Below are 19997 nucleotides of genomic sequence, written 5' to 3'. Positions count from 1 at the left end.
GCTCGTACTACCCGACTGGCACCATTGCGCCGGCGGATCCATCGTCATCGTCCGGACGTTCGCCCCTCGGACCACTGGGCTTCCAGATGAGTCCGTCGACCTGTCGGGCGATGTCGTTCCGGACCGTGTCGACCATATGCTGATACCGCGCGGCCATGGCGGTTGAGGACCAGCCCATGAGGCCCATCACGGCGCGCTCGGCAACTCCGAGGATCAGCAGGACCGTAGCCGCGGTGTGCCGGGCGTCGTGGAGGCGAGCGTCTCGGACCTTCGCCGCATGGAGTAGCTCCTTCCAATCGTCGTAGTCCGTGCGGGGCGACGTGCCGCGCCCCGTTTCGGTGGCGAAGAGCCAGTCCTCATCCGCCCACTTGCCGCCCGCGGCCTCCCGCTCGGCGTCCTGTCTCTTGCGGTGCTCGCGGAGCAAGTCCACAAGCTGTGGAGGAAGCCCGACCGCACGTCGGCCGGCGCGCGACTTCGTATCAGCCACCTCCGGGTTCGTACGCTGCCGCTGGGGGCAGTACCCGGCCTTGCGCCCGCAAGGGGCACCGTCGCCGCACCCGTGGGCGTACTGCGGGCGTCGTCGACTCCGACGGACCATAAGAACGCCGCGGTTCAGGTCGACGTCCGTCCACTTGAGCCCCAGCGCCTCCCCCTGCCGGAGCCCGAGGGAGAGCGCAACGGCCCAGCGAGCGGAGTTCCGGCGCCGATCGGCCGCGGCGAGCAACCGCTGCACCTCGTCGACGGTGAACGGCTCGACTTCCTTCTCCCGGAGCCGGGGCGCCTTGGCCAGCTTCACGGGATTCTGCCCGAGGTGGCCGCGACGGACCGCCTCGTTCAGGGCAGCCCGGAAGGTGCGGTGGATCTGGTGAATCGTCGCGGGCTTGCGCCCGCTTGCCCGCATCTTCCCGTAGAAGCGCTCGATGTGCTCAGGGCCCAGCTTGTCGAGACGGTGCGCCCCGAGGGCGGGGATCAGGTGCTTCCGTACGGCAACCCCGTACCCGACAATCGTGTTCTCGTTCACCGCGAGCGGGGCGATGCTCTCGATCCAGTGCGTGAGCCACATGGCGACGGTCCACGGGCGACCGGGCTTGCGGAGGGTGTTCGCGTCGCGCTGCTTCTCCAGCTCGCGCACGGCGGCGGTCACCTCGGAGCGGGTCTTGCGCTCCACGTGCCGCCGGTCCGGCCATCCGTCGTCGCGGACGCCTACCGTCACCCGCCCATGCCATCTCCCGTCCGCACCCTGGTAGATGGACGAGCGGCCGTTGGGCTGGCGGGTGCGCTTCTTCTCTTCGGTCACAGTGTCTCCGGTTCTGTGCAGCGCAAGGCAGGCCACTCAGCCGTACGGCTGAGTGGCCTGCCTTGCTACAAGTTCAGGCGGCGCGCTGGCGGGCGACGTACGCGGCGGGCGCGTCGGCGGGGACGCGGCGGAGGTGGTTGATGGTGATGGATTCCAGCTCGCCGGTACGGATGAGGGCGAAGCAGGTGGTCCGGCCGATGCGGAGGCGGCGGGCGGCCTCTTCGACGGTGAGGAGGACGAGGGTGGTGTCGGCGGGCGGGGGCGTCGGTTCGGCGGTCACGGGTGTCCCTTCGCGTGGGTGAGCCCTCGGGGTGTCCCTGGAAGTCCGCTACTTCCGCTACCGCCGCTACCGCGCAGGTCAGGGGCCCTGTCGGGGGTAGCGGATGGGGTAGCGGTAGCGGATGGGTAGCGGCAAGCGCGGTGGCTTGCCGCTACCGGGTCGGTACAGGTCAGGGCGTGTTTCCGGGGTCGGGTAGCGGAGGTAGCGGACTTTCGGGGGGAGGGGGGCAGTAGCGCTGCCAGGCGTCGTGGAGGTCGGCCGCGTAGTAGCCCTTGAGGACGCTCGCGCCGGTCTTGATGTTGCGGGAGGTGACGGGCTCGTTGTCGGCGCTCATGTACTCCGCGAGCATCTTGGACAGGCGCCGGTTGTCGAGGGGCTTTCCGTTGAGGTCGGCCCAGGGGGCGTCGTCCATGCTGTTGAGGCGGTCGAGGATGGCGACGGTGGGCAGGCGGTCGATGCCGGTCATGACGTGGTCGCGCAGGTCGGTCAGGAGGCGGACGCCGAGGCTGCCTTTGTCGTTGGCGCGGGAGGCGGTCACGAGGGTGACGCACGCGGCGCGAGCGCGTTCGGGCCAGTCCCCGCCGGCGGCGTCCGCGACGGCGAGGAGGGGTTCCCACACGTCGGCGGGCCGGTCAGTGACGTCCTCGGGCATCTCGGGCCAGGCGCCCATGACGGTGCCGCGCGCGTGCTCGGCCCACGTGGCGAGGCGGTCGCGGAGCTTGTGCCCCTCGGCCTCGTGGACGCGGGCGCGGAAGGACTCGACCTTCTCGTTGCGGGCGCGGCGGCGCATCCGGATGATGACGGAGCGGCTGAGGATCGTGTCGGGGAGCGAGCCGAGCCCGGCGACGGCGACGGCGCAGTACGAGGGGAAGGCGACGACGCTTTGCTGTCCGCCGTCCCCGACGCACCGGTAGGTGACGCCCGTGCGGCGGTGCCCGGCGTTGAGGAAGCCGCGCAGCTCCTCGTTGTCCCCGGCCTTGGGGCCGAAGACGGTGTCGATCTCGTCGAAGAGGATGGTGGGCTTGCCCTCGCCGCTGGAGACGCTGCGGAAGAGGGCGGCGGCGGACGCGTTGACCGCCGTCATGGGCTGCGGGACGAGGGTTTCCACGATCTCCAGCGCCCGCGTCTTCCCCGACCCCGGTTCGGGGGAGAGGAAGGCGAGGCGGGGGGTGGAGTCGAAGCAGTCGAGGAGGTGGGCGTGGGCGTCCCACAGGGCGACGGCGACGTAGGCGGCTTCCTGAGGGAAGACGTTGAAGCGGCGGTGGAACTGCTCGACCTCGTGGAGCAGTTCGGTCCCATCGATGGGTTCGGTGCTCACGCGGCGGCCCTCCCTTCGGTGGGGTGCAGGCGAGGGCAAGTGGTGCGGTGCTCGGTGACGAGGGCGAGCACGGCTGTGGCGCCGGTCGCGGTGCGGTCCCTGCCACACACGCACCACGAGCGGGCCCGGGGCGTGCGGCGCGGCGGCGCGATGACGTGGAGCCCGCCGACCGGGTACCGCTGTCCGGTCGGGCGCGGCTTCGGGCGAAGAGCTACTACGACGCCCTTACGGGCGGCGCTCTCCGGTCCGCCCACGGCCCTTTCCGGGACGGCAACGGTCGCGTCCTCGCCGGTCGTGGTGGCGCAGGTCGTGCTGTTCAAGGGGGAGGGACGGGGCGCGGTCATGCGGCCTGCCTCCCTGCCGAGTTGTGGGCGAGAGACCAGTTCAGGGCGCTGCGGATGGTGGCCGCGCACTCGACGGCGCCCAATCCGGCTGCCTCCCCCGCCCCTTGAAGAGCGGTCTCGACCACCGGGCGGGCGAGGTCGCCGGCGGCGACGAGACGGCCGAGCGCTCGGGCGGCGCGCAGCAGGGTGGCGTTGCGGGTTCCCTCACGGGCGGTGCGCACGTTGGTGGTCTCGCCGTCGAGCGCCGCGCGGGCGTAGGCGCTCCCGTAACCCGAGCGCCCGACGGTGGCGGCGCGTGCCTGCTCGCACGGGTGCGGGGGCGTCAGCAGGCCCCGCAGCCATGGCGGCAGGGGGCGCAGAGCGAACGGGGCGATGCTCTCGTACCGGCCGGTGGGGAGGATACTGCCGGGGGCGACGACGTAGCCGCCCCACGCGCGGGTGTCCACGAGCGGGGCGAGGGTCCCGGCAGTGTTGTGGAGTCGGGCGGCGAGCGGGGCGGGGAAGTACAGGTGCATGCCCTCGGAGGGTGTGCGCACCGTCTTCGTGCTCGGTACCGGCTGCCCGTGCCGCTCGGCGAGCGCCCGCAGGTGGGTGGCGCCGTCAGGGCCTTCGGTGCCCGGCTTGGGTATGTCGAGGTCGATGACGAGGAGGTTGGCGGGGCCGGTGGCCAGGCCGATGTTGTAGTCCCCGCTCGCCCACGCGCGGCGGATACGGTCCGGGTCGGTCGTGGCACGCTGCTCCCAACCAAGGTGGCCGGGCTCGCACGGGCCGGTGCGGGGGCAGCGGGTCTCGCCGTGGAGGGCGGGGCGCTTGCTCCAGGGGCGCAGCGGGAAGACGGGCCACCCTCGCTCGGCACAGGCGAGGGCGGCGGCGAGGAGAGAGGCAGTCACGCGGCCACCTCCGCCCCGGTGAGGATGGCCAGGAGCTGAGCGCCGAGCCACTCGGTGTACGCCGGGGGGATGGCTTCGGTCAGCTCCTCGCGTTCGTCGGTCCAGGTGATGCCCATGGCGTGCTGCATCTCGGGGACAGTGGCCTTGCCCCCGCCGTTGCCGTACGCGGCGACGTAGGGCCCGTCGCGGTAGACGCCGTGCCGCCACCCCCGCACCGGCCCCCGATGCGGCACGTGCGCGGGCTGCGGAGCGCTCCACCCGCACAGCTCGAAGACGCGGTGCCAGATCACGCCGAGGCCGAACATCTCCCCGCACAGCCGCACATCGGCGCGGACGGGGGCCTTGCCGGTGGGCTGCTCCAGCACCCACGGCAACCCCGTACGGTCCAGCAGGACCCGCAGTTCGGGAATGAGCTGGACGTGCGAACGCCCCCACCCCCGAGAGGCGTTGGTGCCCACGGTGAGCGCGCAACCGGCCTGGCACGGCGGGGAGGCGTGCACCGCATCGAACCCGGCGATCTCCCCGCTGTCGAGCAGGCCGGTGAGGAAGGCGAGCGCGTCGGCCCGGTACCAGGTGTACGGGTAGTTGGAGCGGTGAGCGATGTCCACGCCGGTCACGTCGAAACCGGCGCGGGCGTAGCCGGTGGCGGCCCCGCCGGCGCAGCAGAACAGATCGAGCAGACGCGGACGCCGCCCGCGCTCTCGCGGGAAGGGGATCAGGTCGGGCATGCTGGATACCTCCAGTTGAAGAGCTGGTGAGGGCGGCCCGGTTCTTGGCGGAATGGGGGCCGCCCTCGGTGATTCAGCTGCGGAAGTGGTTGCGCTTGAAGGTCGCCTTGCGGATGTTCACCGTCGTCCCGCTCGCGCGGTCGCGGTGCCCGAAGACCTGCACCGCGATCCACCCGCCGAAGATGACGGCCGCGAGGATCACGAGCTGGGTGATGAACGCCGTGAGCGCCGCGATGAACGCGGTGAGGAGGAACAGCCCGCCGCAGACGGCGGCGAACCCGACGCCGCCCAGCGCGATGTTCACCGCCGCCCGCGAGACGGGCGGCTTCACCGTGAGCGGGGTGGGCTGGGCGGCGGGGACGGTGTAGCCCGTGAGGGTGCGGCCGTCCGGCAGGACGATCGTCGTCACCTCCGGCACCCCACCCGCCGGGACGACCGGGAAGGGCGCCGGGAGGGGGTTGAGGGGTACGGGGTGATGGAGTTCCGGAGTGGAGCGGTCGGGGGTCATCGAAGTCCCTTCGAGGCCGCACCGCCCCCTGTGACGGGCGGGGGCGAGGGCGGTGCGGCCGGTGTGATGTGCCGGTGTGCGGGGATGTGCCGGGGCGGTGTGAAGGCGCGTCACACGTGCGCCTGCCTAGGGGTTTGGGTGTGACGCGCCCGTCACATGTGACGCGTCTCAGGCGGCGGCGAGAGCGGGGACGATGCGCCACCGGCCGGTGGTGTTCGTCGCCTCCAACCGCCCGTCGAGGGCGGCCTCCTTGAGCCGCTTGGAGACCCAGGAGCGGTGAAGGTTGTGGCGATCGCACCAGCCCGTGAAGTCGACCGGGCCCACGATCATCCGGCCCTCGTTCTCGAACTCCTCCAGCGCTTGCGCGAACAGCCGGCGCGCCTCCTCAGGGCCCGGCTTGCGGCCGGTCTCCGTGCCGAAGAGGGGGGCGTCGTCGCCGTCCTCGGCGGCGGGGAGGTCCACTTCGGGGTCGATGGCGTCGTCTTCGGGGTCGGTGAGCTTGCCCCCGTACTGCTCCATGTCCTCGTCCCCCTCCTCGGGGACGGCGCGCAGGTGCCGCCCCGTCTCCTGCGGCTGCTGCCCGGACGCCCGGGTTCGGTCGGTGTACGCGACGCCCGCGACCCCCGCCGCCGCACCGGCCGTGACCGGGTCGGGGGTGGCGCCGTTGGTGAGGGCCCACGCGGCGAGCTGTTCCATCAGCTCCACCGCCGTGTGCGGGAAGTAGCGGGTGCGGCCCGGGGAGGGGTAGCGCTCCTCGTCGATGCCCGGGGAGACGACATAGCAGTAGCCGGGCCGCCGGTTGCCCCACGCCCCCGGGTGCGCGCCCGCGTCGATGACCGACTCGGGGAGGCTGAACCCCTCGTCACGGGGGTCGCAGCCCAGCGCGATCACGGACGGCAGGGACGCCCGCGTGCTCGTCGACATCTGGTCGTACGACGGCCGCTGGAGCGAGACGACGAGGGAGATCCCGGCGGAGCGGGCTTCCTGGGCGATGCCGGTGAAGGCGTCGTCACCGAGGGCGCGCAGGGTGTTCGCCGCCTCCTCCATCCACGCCACCAGGAACGGCATCCCCTCACACCCGCACGCCGTGCCGGGGCGGCACGAGTGCGCCGGACTGGTCTGCTGCTGCGCGGCTTCTCGCGTCCACTGCCGGTACTGGTGCGCGCCCAGCCACCGCGTACGGGCCGGGATCGCCGCCTGCACGGCCTCCACCATGAGTTCGGTGGGGGCGCCGCCTTCGACGGCCCAGTCGATGCCCGGGACGAGGGGCCGGAAGTCCTGGAAGAACTTCGGGTCGGAGAGCCAGACGACGACGTCCCGGCGGGAGAGGATCTCCGTCTGGAGGTTCAGGGCGGCGTCGCCCTTGCCGGACCCCGTACCCCCGCTGATCAGCACGTGGGTGCTGTTGCGCTTCGCCTCCGGGTCACCGGGCAGCCAGATCTCCAACGGCGCCCCGTCGTCGTAACGCCCGATGACCAGCGGGTCAGCGATCGACCCGCCCAGGTTCGAGGGGCCGTCCCACTCGACGGTGTCGGCGAGCATGTCCTCGGGGACGATGACGAGTTCGCCGCGCCGCTCGCTGTTCGGGTCGGGCCGGTAGCGGATGGCGGTGCGGGGCAGGTCGAGGGCGGAGGCGAGCCGGTTGAGGCTGCGGGTGACGTCGTCGTGCGTCTGCTCCCCCGCCTCCAGCGCGATCGGCGCCGTGACCCGGTTCGGCTCCACCCGCGCGGCGCCGACCTGGGCGCGGGCGAGGCCGACCTTCGCGAGGAGGCCCTTGTCGCCGCTCTCGCCGGTGGGGTCGTCGTTGCGGCGCAGGATCATGCGGACGTTCCACGACAGGGCGACGACCGGGCCGCCCATGAGGAACAGGTCGTCCAGCGGTCCGGCGGTGGGTCCGGCCAGGCACGCCCCCGTCACCCACGCCGAGGCGGCGGCGACGGTGATGGCGGAGTGGAGGCGGCGCTGCGGGCTCGTGGACTTGCCGATGAACCAGGTGGCGCCGGTCAGGGCGACGGAGCCGAGGGTGAGGCCGACGCCGGCGGCGGCGCTCTCGCCCCACCGCCAGTTCCCCAAGGCTCCGACGAGGCCGGTCCCGGCGACGCCGAGCCACGGCGGCAGGTGCGGCTTGACCCGGTGCAGGAGGTATCCGCCGACACCGCCGCCGGACGGGCCGCCGAACGTGTCGTCGGCGTAGGCGAAGGCGGGGTGCAGGGAGTGGTTGCGGTTGGTGCGCGTCATGATCCCGGCCTCCCTACTGCTGGGCCCAGTTGATGACGGGCTGCTGCGGCTTGCGGGCGCGGTGACGGACCCGGTTGATCTCCTCCTGGTACTCCTGCTGGAACACCGAGTACGTGGCCGCGGCGTTCTTCGCCGCATCGCGCAGGGCGTCCGCGCTGCGCTGCATCTTCCGCGCGACCTTCGCCGCCCGGATACGGGAGCCGAACGCCCGCCCGTCCGGGTCGGGGACGGCGGCGAGGACGCCCTTGAGGATCTCGGCGCCCATCGCGACCTCGATCGAGAGGGTCACGGCGGCGGCCCGCAGCGTGTTGCAGTAGTTCCGCACCTGCGCCGGAGAGGTGAACTCCGGGGCGGGCAGCAGGCTCTCGGCGTGCGAGTGGCGGTTGCCCCCGCCGCCTCGGTTGCCGACGTTCTTCGTGCTGTTCACGGTGACGCTGATCGGCGGGGTCACCGAGCTGCCGAACGCGCCGATGAAGCCGCCGGCGGCGGCCCCGGCGTTCGCGAACTTGTTGGACTTGCCCCCGTCGTCCCCACCGGAACGACCGGCGGACGGGCGGGGCGCGGAGCGGTGCTCAGCCATGAAAAGAACTCCCTTACGTGGGCGGGTCGGGTCAGCGGGTGCGGCGCAGGACGGGCCAGACCGTCTGCGCGACGAGGAGGTTGAGCAGCCACCACACGCCCAGCCCGCCGGTGAGCGGCCCGTAGGCGACCGTGGCGGCGAGCTGCGCGAGGACGGAGAGGGCAACCGCGGTCAGACCGGCGCGCCAGGCGAGAGCGGGGCCATGCGCGGGGTGGGACCGGTGCGCGAGCGTGAGCCAGGCGAGCGGGGCGGCGGCGAGCGGCGCGAGGAGCCAGACGGCCCAGGGGGCGAGCAGGTGGAGCAGGACGCCGAGGAGGAGCGCGCCGAGGGCGACCCCGGTCGGGACGAGCCCCGCACGCGAGCGCCACAGCCAGCGCAGCAGCATCGCGGTGGCCTCGTGGGTGAGGGAGGGGCGCTCGGGCACGACGACGACGTACGGGGACATGCCCCGGCGGCCCCGGGTGCGGGGAATCTGGACGGTGTGGGCGCCGGTCTTCAAGAGACGGGCACGGGTACGGCTGTTCACAGCACAACTCCCAGTGCTGGAAGGGACGTTCGGAGAGGGGCGCTGTTCAGCTCAGGCCGCGAGCGCGGCGGGGACCTCGGCGCACTGCGGGCAGCAGCCCAGCGACACCGGCAGGACGTACGGGAAGGTCCGCCCGCAGACCGGGCAGGTACGGCGCGCGCGGTTCGCCCGCGCCAACGCCGACGTACGGGCCGGGGTCATGGGGCGTACGGGCTTCGCCAGGTCGACGCGGTACAGGTACGCAACCAGCGGCCCCCGCCGACGACGGGGCCGCTCCACCTGCGCGGCGACGTCCTGCCCGCCAGGCCGCAGCCCCAGCGCACGAAGCTGACGGCGAGTGGCGAGCCCCTCGGGGGCGCAACGCCAGGGGTAGACAGGCAGGGCGCTCATGCCGCCGCCCCCGTACGGTGTCCGCCCCGGCGGGCGGTGAGCCCGTGCCACAGGCGGCGCCCGAGCGGAGCGCGTACGGGACCGTGCGCGGCGCGCTTGGCCTCGTACATCGCTTCGTCCGCGCGTTCCAGCAGCGAGGACAGATCGGCGCCCGCGTGATCGGCGGCCCGGACCCAGCCCAGCGAAACCGTCGTGGCGACCTCGGCCGGCTGGCCCTCGGCAGGCCGGGCGAGGACACCGTGCAGCAGAGCGAGGAGGTCAGCCGCAGTGCCGTCCTTGTCGAGCAGGACGGCGGCGAACTCGTCCCCGCCCAAGCGCCCGCACACCCCGTCCGTGCCAGCGGCGTGGGCGAGACGGCGCGCGACGGAGGCAAGCAGGGCGTCGCCGGCGGCGTGACCGTGGCGGTCGTTGATCTGCTTGAAGTGGTCGACGTCCGCGAGGACGACGACGGCCCGCTTGTCGCGGAACAGGCGCCGGGCGCGGCGGGTGAAGGCGTCGCGCGTCCACAACCCGGTGAGCGGGTCACGGCGAGCACGGGTGAGACCCCGGCGCAGGAGGGCGACGTGGGCGGCCCACCCAGCGAGCGGTACGAGGGCGAGGAGGTCGAGAGCGCTCACGCGGCCACCGCCTTGTTGTCGCGATGCTCGGCGTAGCGGCTGGAGACCCAACCCACCGACCAGCCGCAGGCGCTCGCAGCTTCGCGTACGGACAGCCCGACGTCGAACGCGGCGGACACCACGCGGCGGGCCTCGTCCTCGCCGAGCTTCTCGGTGACAGGGGCGGCGTCGAGGAGGGCGGCGCGTTCACGTTCGCGCCGCTCGTGTTCACGGCGCTGCTCCTGCTGTTCACGAAGCGCCTTCTCGCGGCGCTCGCGCTCGGCCTTCTCGCGGGCCCCACGGGCGGCCTGCTCACGGGCGCGCTCCTGGTGTTCACGCTCGCGTTCACGGCGTTCACGCTCGGCCCGCTCACCCGCCGCCCGCTCCCTCTCGCGGCGGGCTTCCTCGGCCGCGCGGCGCTCCTCGCGCTCCGCCTGTTCACGAGCAAGGGCGGCTTCGTGCTCGCGCTGTTCACGGGCGAGCTGAGCCGCGTGCTCGCGCTCCTCGCGGCGGCGGCGCTCCTCGCGCTCCTCCCGCGCCTCACGCTCACGGGCACGCCGCTCCGCGTCCTCACGGGCGCGCTGTGCGGCCTGCTCGCGCTCCGCCGTCTGGCGCTGGTTCAGGTCGTCCAGGGCGCGGGTGATGGCCCGCCGGTAGGCAAGGCCGGTCTCAGCGGTGACGATAAGCAGCAGCGGCGCGACCGCGTGCACGGCCACCCCCACCAGGTCTTTCGCCAACGCGGAAGCCGCCGTGTTCAGCGCCAGGGTCATCGCGCCGGTCATCCACCGCAGCACCACCGGCCACCGCCCACCCTGCCCGCCCAAGCGGGCCAGGACGGAATCGAGACGGACGACGATGACGACAGCGGCGTCCACCACGAGGGGCAGGATCGGCGCCGTCCACCGCCACGACGGGGCCGTGTGGTCCGCCATCAACGGCGTGACCGTGAGAACCGAGTAGAGCATCGCGCCGGACACGATCAACCACGTCCCGACCGACAACGCACGCTCGGCCGAACGCACGTGAACACCCCGCGCGGAGGCGTGAACACTGTCCATCACGCCGCCTCCTCAGCGGGTTCCTGCCGGGCCGGGAGGGTGAGGTACCCGATCAGCTCGACGGTCGCTCCGGCGTACGTCGTGAACAGCGTGAGCGCCCCGCCCGTGCCGTCGCTCCACAGCCACATCCCGACCGTGGCCGGATCCGCGTCCAGGGCCTCACGCCACGCCTCGAAGTCGGCGGGGTCGTCGTGGAAGGCGAGCTGCAACCGGCCCGGGTAAACGGTGCTCATGCCCACGGTGGGCGCGGGGAGGCCCGGGTGTTCGAGGGACAACAGCTCCAGCGCGGTCAGCGGCGCGTTCAAGTCCTTGAGGCGAATGCCGCTCACGCCGCACCGCCCGCCTGCCGCCCGAAGGCGACGTTCGCCAGGGCGGCCCGCTCGCGCAGCACCCTGCGCTGGGCCCGCCGCAGCCGCGCCGCGTCCAGCTCGCTCGGCGTCCGGTCCAGGACGAGGATGTGCGCGTCGAGCAGGTCGACGTCCGCGAGGATCGCGGGCATCTCCGCCTCGACGGCGTCCAACTCGTCGGCGGTCGGCTCCAGCCAGTCAGCGAACGCCGTAACGGCGTCCTGAACAGTAACGATGTGATCCATGGGTCGTGATCTCCCTTGCAGATGGGCAACGGCCCGAACAGAGCCCCCGGTGTTCGAGCACCGGGGGCTCACGCCGTTGGGAAGGTGGCCCGCCGCGAGGAGCGGCAGGCAGTGCCCCGGCCGGGAGTCGAACCCGGCCTACGACCATCGGGGCTTAGATGCGCGCCTAGACACTGACTCCCGCCGTGAGCGGGGTGCGGCGGCGCGTGCAGCGGCCTACAGGCCCTTATCGGGCAGTGCGAGCTAGCCAGGGACCTACCTGGGGCTCAGCCGGGCCCATGCGGAACTCCCGGCTTCAACCGCTGCTTCAACTGTTCAGTTCTCAAAGAACGAGCAGCTCAGGGCCCCAACAGCACGAGCTATCCCGAACCGAAGCCCTCCCGACGTTCAGGAGCGGCGTTCACGAGAACCAGACTGGACCGGTGGACCGGTCCAGTCAAGCGTCAAAGATGGACTTGGCGACGAACAGGTGACGTTTTTGCAGCTCAGACGACCTAAAAAGGCGTCAAAAAAGCTGGACCGGTCAGCCGGTCCAGTTTGCCTGAGGGGGTGGACGCCTACATGGCGTAGGTGTCCACCTGCTCGAAGAGGGCGGCGGGAGTGACCCCCTCCTCGCACACCAGGGGGTGGCCCTCTTGGTCGTACGCGGTATGGAGCAGGACAGCGACCGCGCTCCCCTCCGGCACGTTCAACCGCTCGCCTTCCACTTCGGTCGCCTGACGGACCGTGGTGACATCCACCCCCTCCACCGGGAATCGTCCGGTCTGCCGACGTACGTAGCGCGTCGTCCCCTCGGCAATGGGAGCGGTGTCGGACAGACGCGGCGCCGCCTCACCGATCGAACGGGGGAACCACGCTTCGACGCAGCTGTTCGGACTGCCGTCCGGCAACTGGAGAACCCGAACCCGCCGGAGGGCGAGTTCGCCCGGCGCGGTACGCAGCGCCGCAGCGACATGCGGAGGCGGCTCCGCCCAATCCGGCTCGCCTACCCGAAGGAACGGCATCCCGCCGAGGATGCGCGCAGATCCGGCGCGGCGAGCGCCAGCCGGCCGCGCGACGGGCGTCTCGGTGACGACGAACCCCGTTCCCTGCTTGGCCACGACGATGCCGTCGTTACGCAGCACGTCCACCGCCTTGATGGCAGTGGCTCGCGACACATTCCACTGCTCGGCCAGCTCCCGGCCCGAAGGAATGGTGTCGTTCGGACCGTACTCACCTGCGGCAATACGTGCGCGCAGCGACTCCGCGATCTCTTCGTATTTCAGGACAGCCATGGGTTTCCCTACCTCGCGCGCTGGACTGGTCCACCGGTACGCAACGATACTGCGCTCATGTCGAATCTCGAATTGGCTCCCTCCGTGATGCGGTTCTACGGCGAGACGGTGAACGAGGACGCGCGCCTGCGCGACACAGCGGACGGGCGGATGGAGCTGGTACGCACGCAGGAGCTTCTGCGCCGGTTTCTCCCCGATGCGCCCGCCCGAGTCCTGGACGTCGGCGGGGCAACCGGCATCCACGCGGAGTGGCTGATCAAGGACGGCTACGAAGTCACGGTGGTGGACCCCGTGCCCCGTCACGTGGAGCAAGCATCCGCCGTGTGTCATGCCGTCGTGGGTGACGCGAGGTCTCTGCCGGAGCCGGATGACACCTTCGACGCCGTGCAGCTCCTTGGGCCCCTCTACCACCTGCCGGCCGAAGAGGACCGGCGCAAGGCGCTCGCGGAAGCCTGCCGCGTCGTGAAGCCCGGGGGCCTGATCGCGGCGGCTGCTATCAACCGCTACGCTTCCCTCTTCGAGCACGTCACGTACGCGCACCTGCACACAGACCGGATGCGGGCCTCCGTCTCGAAGATTCTGGCGACGGCAGTGCACGACGGAGCCAGGGGATTCACCCTGGCCTACTTCCACAGGGCCGAGGGGCTGGCGGCGGAGCTGAGCGGCGCCGGTCTCACCGACGTACAGGTCTTCGGGATCGAGGGGCCCGCCTGGGCGCTCGTGAAGGCCGCCGAGCAGCAGCCGGGCAGCGGCCCGACTGACGACCTGATCGCCTCCGCTCTGGAAGCGGCCAGAATGGCGGAGCCCTACCCCGAACTGCTCGCCGCCAGCTCTCACCTCCTGGCGGTAGGGCGGGCCCCGCAGTAGGCCGGACCGGGAGCGGTCCGTCTCGGTTTCCGTCTCAGTCAGGCTCGTTCAGCCTCGTTCAGCCCGGTACTGGCGCGCTGGAGGAACCGCGAGATGAACGCCCGCGAACTCCCCTGAACAAACCGCCGCGCCCCGCGAGCAGACCTCGAAAGCGAGTGTGGCGTAACCCGTCACCGTGGGTTCAAATCCCACCGCTACCGCCAGCAAAAACCGCCCCTGACCTGGGAGACCAGGCCGGGGGCGGTTTTGTATGTGGGGCGGAGCGTCATGGGTGGTTGCGGACCATGGGGCGGAGTCAGCTTCGCGTGGCCAGGGTCGCGTAGACCACGATGTTGTCGCTGTAATGGTGGGCACTGCCGCTGTACTTGCCGCCGCAGGTGATGAGGCGGAGTTCGGCGCGGGCGGTGTTGCCGTAGACCTCGATGCCCGGGAAGCGGTCCTTGGGGTACTGGCTGACGCGCGTGACGTGGAAGACGGCGGTGGTGCCGTCCGCACGGCGTACCTCGATGCGCTGCCCGGGGCGGAGGCGGGCGAGGTCGAAGAAGACGGCCTTCGCGCCGTTCCAGGTGACGTGTCCGGCGATCACCGCGGGGCCGCGCGTGCCCGGTTCGGCGCCTCGTTCGTACCAGCCGGCCTGGTCCGGGTCGTGCGGTGGTTCGAGGACTTGGTGCGTGTCGAGGCCGAGTCGTTCGAGCGGGGTCGAGACATCGAGGGCGGGGATCGTCAGCCGGGTGGGGCGTGCCGCGGGCATGACCGGCCCTCGGGTAGACCGCGGGGTCCCACGGGCCTTACCCGTCACGGGGCGGGGGCCCGGGGAGCTTTCGGCACTCGGCGAGATGCCCGGGGGGCCGGGCTCCTGGTCCGTGAGGCCGGTCCCCAGCGCGACGCCGCCACCGGCGACGAGGGCGCAGGCGAGCCCGGTGAGCAGTCCCCGGCGCAGTCGCCGGGGAGCGCTCGGCTCACCGCCGGGCGCGGCGCGATCGCTGGTCACGAGCGGTCAGCTCCGGCCGGTGGCGTTCCGGGCGCGGTCACGGCGGAGGGCGAAGCCCAGGGCGCCCGCGCCGAGCACCGCGGCGGCACCGCCCGCCAGCAGCGCGGGGCTCTGCACCCCCTGCGTACCGCCGCTGCCCGTCTCGACACCGCCCACGGGCATGGAGCCCACTGCCGCGCCGGAGAGCATCCCGCAGTCCGCGGGGGCGGTCGCCTCCTGCGGGAGCTTGGGGTCGAGTTCGCTCTCGCCCTTGCCGAAGTCGTACTTCCCATTACCGTTCGGGTCGATGCCGTGCTGGACGACGTGGAGGTCCTTGATGTGGTCGGCGACGGCCTGCGAGACGGTCAGCATCCGCTCGTAGGAGAGTTTTCCGCTCTTGTCCGCGACGGGCATGCGGGTCACGTCGAGGCCGCTCTTCTTCGAGGTGTCGCCCTTGGTGGTCAGGGAGATGTTGATGTCGCCGTACATCGGCAGACCCTCGGCGGTGGTGACGATTCCGTCGTGATTCTTGTCCGCGCTCGCGTCGGGGCAGTGGAAGTCGTGGCCGTCGGTGGAGCCGTGGAGGTGCTGGGCGTGCGGCTGGCCGGGGACGAGGCCGGTCGCCTCTATCTTCACCGTCAGTGCGCGGCCGTCGAGGGTGAGCATCGCGGTGCCGTGGGCTCCGGAGTCGTTGAGCTGGTCCAGGTCGACCTGGTACGAGTGCGCGTCCGCCGCCGCGCTCGCCTGCTCGCCGTGGCCCGTGTGGGCGGCGGCGGGGAGCGCGGCCGAGAGGGTGAGCGCGGCCGAGGCGGCCAGCAGCGTGGCGAGACGGGCGGTCAGCTGGTTCTTCACGTGGATTCCCCTTCGTCGTCCGTCCCCGGTTGCGGGAGGGAGGTGTCAGCGGTGACACAAGGGATTCGCACAGGTGTCCCGCGCGGATTGGTCTCACTTCGCGCTTACTGACACGAGGAGTTGACCGCGCACCGCTTCGGGGGCGGGATGCGGACGGCCGTGGGCCCGGCTCGGCACGATCACCGCCACTTGTGGGTACGGAGGGGCATACGGGCGAAGGCAGGGGGACTGGCTGTGCGCAACGGTTTGCTGGCGCTGATGGGTTCGGGCGAGACGAGTCCGACGATGGTGACCCCGCACCGGGAGATCGCCGCCGGGCTCGGGGACGGGGACGAGTCGGTGATTCTGGAGACCCCGTACGCGTTCCAGGTGAACCGGGAGGACATCTCGGCGAAGGCCCGCGAGTACTTTCGCCACAGCGTGGGGCTGGGCACGAGCGTGCTCCCGGATACCGGGGCCGACGCCTCGGACCACGACCTCCTGCGTGATCGGGTACGGCGTGCGAGCTGGGTGTTCTCGGGGCCGGGCAGTCCCTCGTACGCGCTGGCGGGCTGGCGCGCATGGGGACTGGCGGGCGTCCTGCGCGAGCGGGTGCGGCGCGGGCGAGGGGTGACCCTGCTCGCCTCGGCGGCGGCCTGCACGGCCGGGCTGGCGGCGATACCGGTGTACGAGATCTACAAGGCGGGCCACGCGCCGCACTGGCTGGAGGGGCTGGACGTCCTCGGCGCACTGGACGTACCGGTCGCGGTCGTCCCGCACTACGACAACGCGGAGGGCGGCACCCATGACACCCGCTTCTGCTACCTGGGCGAGACCCGCCTCGCCGCGATGGAGGAGGAGTTGCCGCCGGGGAGCGCCGTGCTCGGCATCGACGAGCACACCGCCGTGCTCGTCGACCTCGGCTCGTCCGAGGTGCGGGTGCGGGGGCGCGGCGTCATGACGGTACGGCGGCACGGGTCGAGCGTGACGGTGCCTGCCGGTTCGGTGCTCTCGCTGGGGGAGCTGAGGGGACTCGTACGGGGGAGGAAGGTGGCGGTCGCAGCCGTTCCCGCGGTGACGGAGGTCCACGCGGCGGAGGCGGAGGAGCCGGACGCTCCGTTGCCGGAGGCCGTCGCCGCGTGGGAGGCGCGGTTCGAGCGGAGCCACGCGGACGGGGACGCGGCGGGGATGGTCGCGGCGGTCCTCGGCCTGGAGGCGGTCATCGTCGCGTGGGGCGCGGACACGGAGGAGGACCAAGGGGGCGAGTGGGCCCGTACGGTGCTGCGCGGTCTCGTACGGCAGTTGGCCGCACCGCTGGCCCGGGGCCTCGCCGAGCCCCAACGCTCGCTGGGGCTTCTCCTCGGCCCGTTGGTGGAACTGCGGGACAGGCTGCGTGCCGAGCGTTCCTTCACGCTTGCCGACGAACTGCGGGTCGCGCTGGCATCCGGTGGCGTGGCGATCAGGGACACCCCCGAGGGTGGGGAGTGGGAACTGCTTACGGACTCGTCCGCGTCCTGACGGGGACGGCCCTGCGCCTTCCCCGGCGACCGGATCAAATTCCCATATGTCGCAGTTGCGTATGATGCGCAATAAGGTCGGCGGCAGGATGCCCGCCGATCCAGGAGCGCACGATGAGCGCAGCCGCGACGCCGCGAGCCGTACCACCCGTCGTGGTGGAGGTGCTGTTCCTCCGTCACGACCCGGCCTCTGGCCTCGCCTGGCGCCGCGTCGCGACGGACCTGCCCGCGCGCACCCACCCCGACCGCGTGGTGGGACACCTCGGCCGCTCCGGCGGGCAGCCGTCCGCGGCGGCGCTCGCGCACTCGACGAGTTGGCGCTGCGAGGAGGGGGGCCAGGTAGTGCTGACCTACCTCGCGCACCCCGATCCTGACCCGGCCGCACCCGCGGTCACCCTGACCGCGCCGGAGGTTCTCGCCCGGGGAGCGGCGAGCGACCGGCCCGCACCCGAACACGTGAGCGTCGCGCAGGTCGCGGCACACGCCGTCCGGCATCTCGTCTTCCTGCGGCGCACCGACCCCGTGGTCGCCGCCTACCTCGCGGGCCTGCCCGGACTCGGTGCCGCGCTCGCCGCGTTGCCGTACTCGCTCGCGGGGCAGGCCGGGGATGCGTGAGCGGGGCGGCAGGCCGTCGCGGTCAGTGTGCGCGGGGGGACGCGGGGCCCCCGGCATCCGCCGTGCGTCCGCCGAGCCTCGCGTACAGCTCCGCCCAGGCGTGGTCGGCGTCGGTCGGGCCCTTGCCGTCGCAGAATCGCTTCTCCCCATTGGCGGTCCAGTACCGCAGCATCGCGAGCACGGCAGCGGGATCGGCGCCGGCACCGGCGGTGTACCGGGAGGCGGGAGCGGCCTTCTGGTGGACGCGGCAGTCGGCGGACGGGGAGGCGGCCCCGGTGACGAGATCAGCGGTGGTGGGGGACGCCGTGCACGCGGTCGCTACGAGCGCGCACGGAACGAGGAGGACAACGGCACGAAAGGTGCGGCGCACGGGCTGCTCCAAGCGGGTGGCGAAAGGTCAGAGCATGGGAGGAAGGCTGCGGATGATCAGCCCGAGGCCGACGAGGAGCACCAGTGCCGCGGTGAGCAGCGCCGTGTACGGGGCGAGGCGGCGCAGCAGGCCGAAGGCGGGGCGGGCCGCGATCCGGTCCGCGCGAGCGCCGAGCCGTACGAGCAGGAGGCCCACGGCGGTGAGCGTGGCGGCCATGCCGAGGCCGTAGACGAGGACGAGGCTCGCGCCGAAGAGCGTGCGGCCCAGGCCGATGGCACCGAGCAGGACGACGAGGGCGGACGGACTGGGCACCAGCCCTCCGGCGACACCGAGCCCGATCAGGCCGCGCAGCCCGAACGGGCGCCCCTCGGGCGGGAGTTCGTGCGCGTGGGTGTGGTGGCCGTGGCCGTGAGTGTGGTGGTGGCCGAACCAGCCGTGGCGGTGCGGCTGCTCGTCCTCGTGCGGGTGCGGGTGCGGGTGGGCGTGGTGGTGCGGACGCGTGCCGGGGGCAGCGCCACCCTCGTCCGGAGCATGGCTGTGGTGGTGGTCGTGCCCGTCGGCCTCGTGCGGGAACGGAGCGAGCAGGGCGACGGTCTGCGGGGCGACGGCGTGTCCGGCGCGGGTGTCCGGGGCTTCGGGACCCGTCGCCGCCCCGCCCGGCTGGGCGGGGAGTCCGCTCCGTACCCCCTCGGGCCCGCGCGCCGAGGAGACGCTACGGGCCCGGCGCACCGCCTCGCGCAGGAGCATGGCACCGACCAGCGCGACGAGGGCACCGCTGACCACGCCGAGCCAGGCGAGCACCGTGTCGCCGGCCAGCCAGGAGAAGCTGGTCAGGCACAGGCCGAGGACCACGACGCCGAGGGTGTGGGTGAGTGTCACCGTCGCGCCGACGACGACCGCGTCCCGCGCGCTGCCGCGGCGGCCCGCGAGGTAGGCCGCCATGACGGTCTTCCCGTGGCCGGGCAGGAGTGCGTGTCCGGCGCCGAGGAGCAGCGAGAGGAGCACGGCGAGCAGGCCGACCGGCAGCGTCAGGTCGCGGGTGCCGGTGAGGGCGAGGAGCCGCTGCGAGAGCGCCTCGACCTGCGCGGTGGGGCCGTTGGCGGAAGGAGCGGCGGGCCCCGCCCCGCTCGCCCCGTCCGTCGCCCCGCCCGCGACGGCGGTGAGGCGTGCGCGCGTGTCGCCCCGGGGGGTGGACAGCAGGTCGCGGGGGTAGTCGCGCAGTTCGTCGCTGGGAGAGGTGCGCGGCGCCGTGGAGTCGCGCAAGCTCACGCCGACGCCCTTCGCGGTGATCTCGTGCCAGCCCACGCGCTTCGCGTCGTCCCCGGTCCGCACGTTCAGGCGTACCGGTTCGTCGCCGATGCTCAGCGGGGCGCGCATCCGGCATTCGAGGCGCCCGGTCCGCAGGCCGCCCTGCCCCGCCTCGTACCGGAAACGCGCCGAGGTCACGTGCCAGGACAGGCGGCGCGGGGCCGTGACTTCCAAGGCGCGCGCCGCGTCGTCGCAGCGGTGGGCGGCCCAGGCCGCGCGTTCGCCGGCGTCCGCCGTTCCATCGTGGTCGGTGTCGAGCGAGGGCGCGGCCTGGAGGGTGGGGATCTCGGCGGTGTCGGTCACCCGGAGGGCTTCCACACGGTCGGGGTGCAGGGTGAGGCCGGTGTACTCGTTGACCGAGAAGTTGCCGAGCGGATGGGCTCCGGCCTCGGGGCTGCCCGCGCACCACAGGCCGAGGGTGAGGGCCGCCGCGAGCGCGTACCGCTGACGGCGGAGGCGACGGGAACGGCGGGGGGAGGCGTGGCTGAGGGGCAAGGACATCCTGGGGAACTCCGGCGGTCGACAGGCTGAGGCGTACGGGCGCGGCCACCGGCGAGAGAACGGCGGGGCGCGGGCGGGCGATGCGCACCGCCGAACCGTCGTCACGGACGGGAGCCACATACGTACCCGCGACGGAATTGCCCGGCCCGGGTCACCGCCCGCGCCACCCGCTCGGCTCAGCGCCGCCGCCGGACAGGCTCAAGAAGGCGTAGCCCGTATCCCACCTGCGTAGTGGAAGGTCAGAGCGGCGAGCCCAGCAGGGGGCCGTTCGGGTTGCCGCCTTCCCTTTCGGTCCGGCGTCGTTGCGGGCCCCGGACACCCGTGGTGCTCTGGAAGTGGCCCTGCGTCACATAAGCGGATTAATCCGCCTTCCTGTCCTCCTCGCTGCCCTGGGGACAG

General features: G+C 72.6%; 22 protein-coding genes. 3 read left to right on the top strand and 19 right to left on the bottom strand.

All coding sequences use genetic code 11. The annotated features are described in order from the left end of the window. Positions 1-7: 7 nt before the first annotated feature. The 15 genes from ACIP4O_RS01315 to ACIP4O_RS01245 all read right to left on the bottom strand — a co-directional run bounded on the left by ACIP4O_RS01315 (position 8) and on the right by ACIP4O_RS01245 (position 12619). Positions 8-1297, bottom strand: a complete 1290-nt coding sequence (locus tag ACIP4O_RS01315) for a tyrosine-type recombinase/integrase (protein WP_401570098.1) — start codon at positions 1295-1297, stop codon at positions 8-10. A gap of 73 nt (positions 1298-1370) precedes the next feature. After that, positions 1371-1577: a helix-turn-helix domain-containing protein gene (locus ACIP4O_RS01310; RefSeq protein ID WP_401570095.1), complete on the bottom strand. Its 207-nt coding sequence runs from the start codon at positions 1575-1577 to the stop codon at positions 1371-1373. A gap of 169 nt (positions 1578-1746) precedes the next feature. Then, complete coding sequence (locus ACIP4O_RS01305; RefSeq protein ID WP_401570093.1) at positions 1747-2895, bottom strand: DUF3631 domain-containing protein; 1149 nt, start codon at positions 2893-2895, stop codon at positions 1747-1749. A 340-nt stretch (positions 2896-3235) separates the two neighbouring features. Then, complete coding sequence (locus ACIP4O_RS01300) at positions 3236-4129, bottom strand: bifunctional DNA primase/polymerase (protein WP_401570091.1); 894 nt, start codon at positions 4127-4129, stop codon at positions 3236-3238. After that, entirely contained in the window at positions 4126-4857 is a 732-nt protein-coding gene (locus ACIP4O_RS01295; RefSeq protein ID WP_401570088.1) for a DNA methylase, read from the bottom strand. The genes ACIP4O_RS01300 and ACIP4O_RS01295 overlap by 4 nt, the downstream gene beginning before the upstream one ends. A 73-nt stretch (positions 4858-4930) precedes the next feature. Continuing rightward, on the bottom strand, positions 4931-5365 hold the full coding sequence (locus ACIP4O_RS01290) for a hypothetical protein (RefSeq protein ID WP_401570086.1): 435 nt from the start codon (positions 5363-5365) through the stop codon (positions 4931-4933). 168 nt (positions 5366-5533) lie between these two features. Next, positions 5534-7603 (bottom strand): plasmid transfer protein TraB, encoded by a 2070-nt coding sequence (gene traB, locus ACIP4O_RS01285; RefSeq protein ID WP_401570083.1) that lies wholly within the window; start codon positions 7601-7603, stop codon positions 5534-5536. Between the two features lie 13 nt (positions 7604-7616). Then, positions 7617-8183: a plasmid transfer protein TraA gene (gene traA / locus ACIP4O_RS01280; RefSeq protein WP_401570080.1), complete on the bottom strand. Its 567-nt coding sequence runs from the start codon at positions 8181-8183 to the stop codon at positions 7617-7619. Between the two features lie 31 nt (positions 8184-8214). Next, entirely contained in the window at positions 8215-8709 is a 495-nt protein-coding gene (locus ACIP4O_RS01275; RefSeq protein ID WP_401570077.1) for a hypothetical protein, read from the bottom strand. Between the two features lie 51 nt (positions 8710-8760). Then, a complete protein-coding gene (locus ACIP4O_RS01270) occupies positions 8761-9099 on the bottom strand; it encodes an RRQRL motif-containing zinc-binding protein (RefSeq protein ID WP_401570074.1) in 339 nt (112 codons plus the stop codon). Then, complete coding sequence (locus ACIP4O_RS01265) at positions 9096-9716, bottom strand: GGDEF domain-containing protein (protein ID WP_401570071.1); 621 nt, start codon at positions 9714-9716, stop codon at positions 9096-9098. Before ACIP4O_RS01265 ends, ACIP4O_RS01270 begins: the two co-directional genes overlap by 4 nt. Next, complete coding sequence (locus tag ACIP4O_RS01260) at positions 9713-10753, bottom strand: DUF2637 domain-containing protein (RefSeq protein ID WP_401570068.1); 1041 nt, start codon at positions 10751-10753, stop codon at positions 9713-9715. Before ACIP4O_RS01260 ends, ACIP4O_RS01265 begins: the two co-directional genes overlap by 4 nt. Continuing rightward, on the bottom strand, positions 10753-11082 hold the full coding sequence (locus tag ACIP4O_RS01255; protein WP_401570065.1) for a hypothetical protein: 330 nt from the start codon (positions 11080-11082) through the stop codon (positions 10753-10755). Before ACIP4O_RS01255 ends, ACIP4O_RS01260 begins: the two co-directional genes overlap by 1 nt. Next, complete coding sequence (locus ACIP4O_RS01250; protein WP_401570063.1) at positions 11079-11345, bottom strand: DUF6284 family protein; 267 nt, start codon at positions 11343-11345, stop codon at positions 11079-11081. Before ACIP4O_RS01250 ends, ACIP4O_RS01255 begins: the two co-directional genes overlap by 4 nt. 557 nt (positions 11346-11902) lie before the next feature. Beyond that, positions 11903-12619 (bottom strand): GntR family transcriptional regulator, encoded by a 717-nt coding sequence (locus tag ACIP4O_RS01245; protein WP_401570060.1) that lies wholly within the window; start codon positions 12617-12619, stop codon positions 11903-11905. Positions 12620-12676: 57 nt separating this feature from the next. Here ACIP4O_RS01245 and ACIP4O_RS01240 point away from each other — a divergent pair, with 57 nt between their 5' ends. After that, entirely contained in the window at positions 12677-13486 is an 810-nt protein-coding gene (locus ACIP4O_RS01240; RefSeq protein WP_401570057.1) for a class I SAM-dependent methyltransferase, read from the top strand. A 295-nt stretch (positions 13487-13781) separates the two neighbouring features. Here the strand turns inward: ACIP4O_RS01240 and ACIP4O_RS01235 are convergent, their stop codons facing one another. Both ACIP4O_RS01235 and ACIP4O_RS01230 read right to left on the bottom strand, forming a co-directional pair. Then, entirely contained in the window at positions 13782-14237 is a 456-nt protein-coding gene (locus ACIP4O_RS01235; protein ID WP_401570054.1) for a class F sortase, read from the bottom strand. Positions 14238-14483: 246 nt separating this feature from the next. After that, complete coding sequence (locus ACIP4O_RS01230; RefSeq protein WP_401570052.1) at positions 14484-15308, bottom strand: hypothetical protein; 825 nt, start codon at positions 15306-15308, stop codon at positions 14484-14486. 234 nt (positions 15309-15542) lie between these two features. Between ACIP4O_RS01230 and ACIP4O_RS01225 the strand changes: the two genes are divergently transcribed. Together ACIP4O_RS01225 and ACIP4O_RS01220 are read left to right on the top strand one after the other, a co-directional pair. Beyond that, positions 15543-16805, top strand: a complete 1263-nt coding sequence (locus ACIP4O_RS01225) for a Type 1 glutamine amidotransferase-like domain-containing protein (protein WP_401570049.1) — start codon at positions 15543-15545, stop codon at positions 16803-16805. A gap of 113 nt (positions 16806-16918) precedes the next feature. After that, positions 16919-17419: a hypothetical protein gene (locus ACIP4O_RS01220; RefSeq protein WP_401570046.1), complete on the top strand. Its 501-nt coding sequence runs from the start codon at positions 16919-16921 to the stop codon at positions 17417-17419. 22 nt (positions 17420-17441) lie between these two features. Here the strand turns inward: ACIP4O_RS01220 and ACIP4O_RS01215 are convergent, their stop codons facing one another. Then, positions 17442-17789 carry a hypothetical protein gene (locus tag ACIP4O_RS01215; protein ID WP_401570044.1) on the bottom strand — a complete coding sequence of 116 codons (348 nt, stop codon included), beginning with the start codon at positions 17787-17789 and terminating at the stop codon, positions 17442-17444. A gap of 27 nt (positions 17790-17816) precedes the next feature. Then, positions 17817-19598, bottom strand: coding sequence for a nickel/cobalt transporter (locus ACIP4O_RS01210; RefSeq protein WP_401570042.1), 1782 nt, complete (start codon positions 19596-19598; stop codon positions 17817-17819). Between the last annotated feature and the right edge of the window lie 399 nt (positions 19599-19997).

The sequence above is a fragment of the Streptomyces sp. NPDC088923 genome (assembly GCF_044749745.1).
GTDB lineage: Bacteria > Actinomycetota > Actinomycetes > Streptomycetales > Streptomycetaceae > Streptomyces.
The sequence above is the reverse complement of the archived record's forward strand: the minus strand, read 5'-3'. Positions and strand labels throughout refer to the sequence as shown.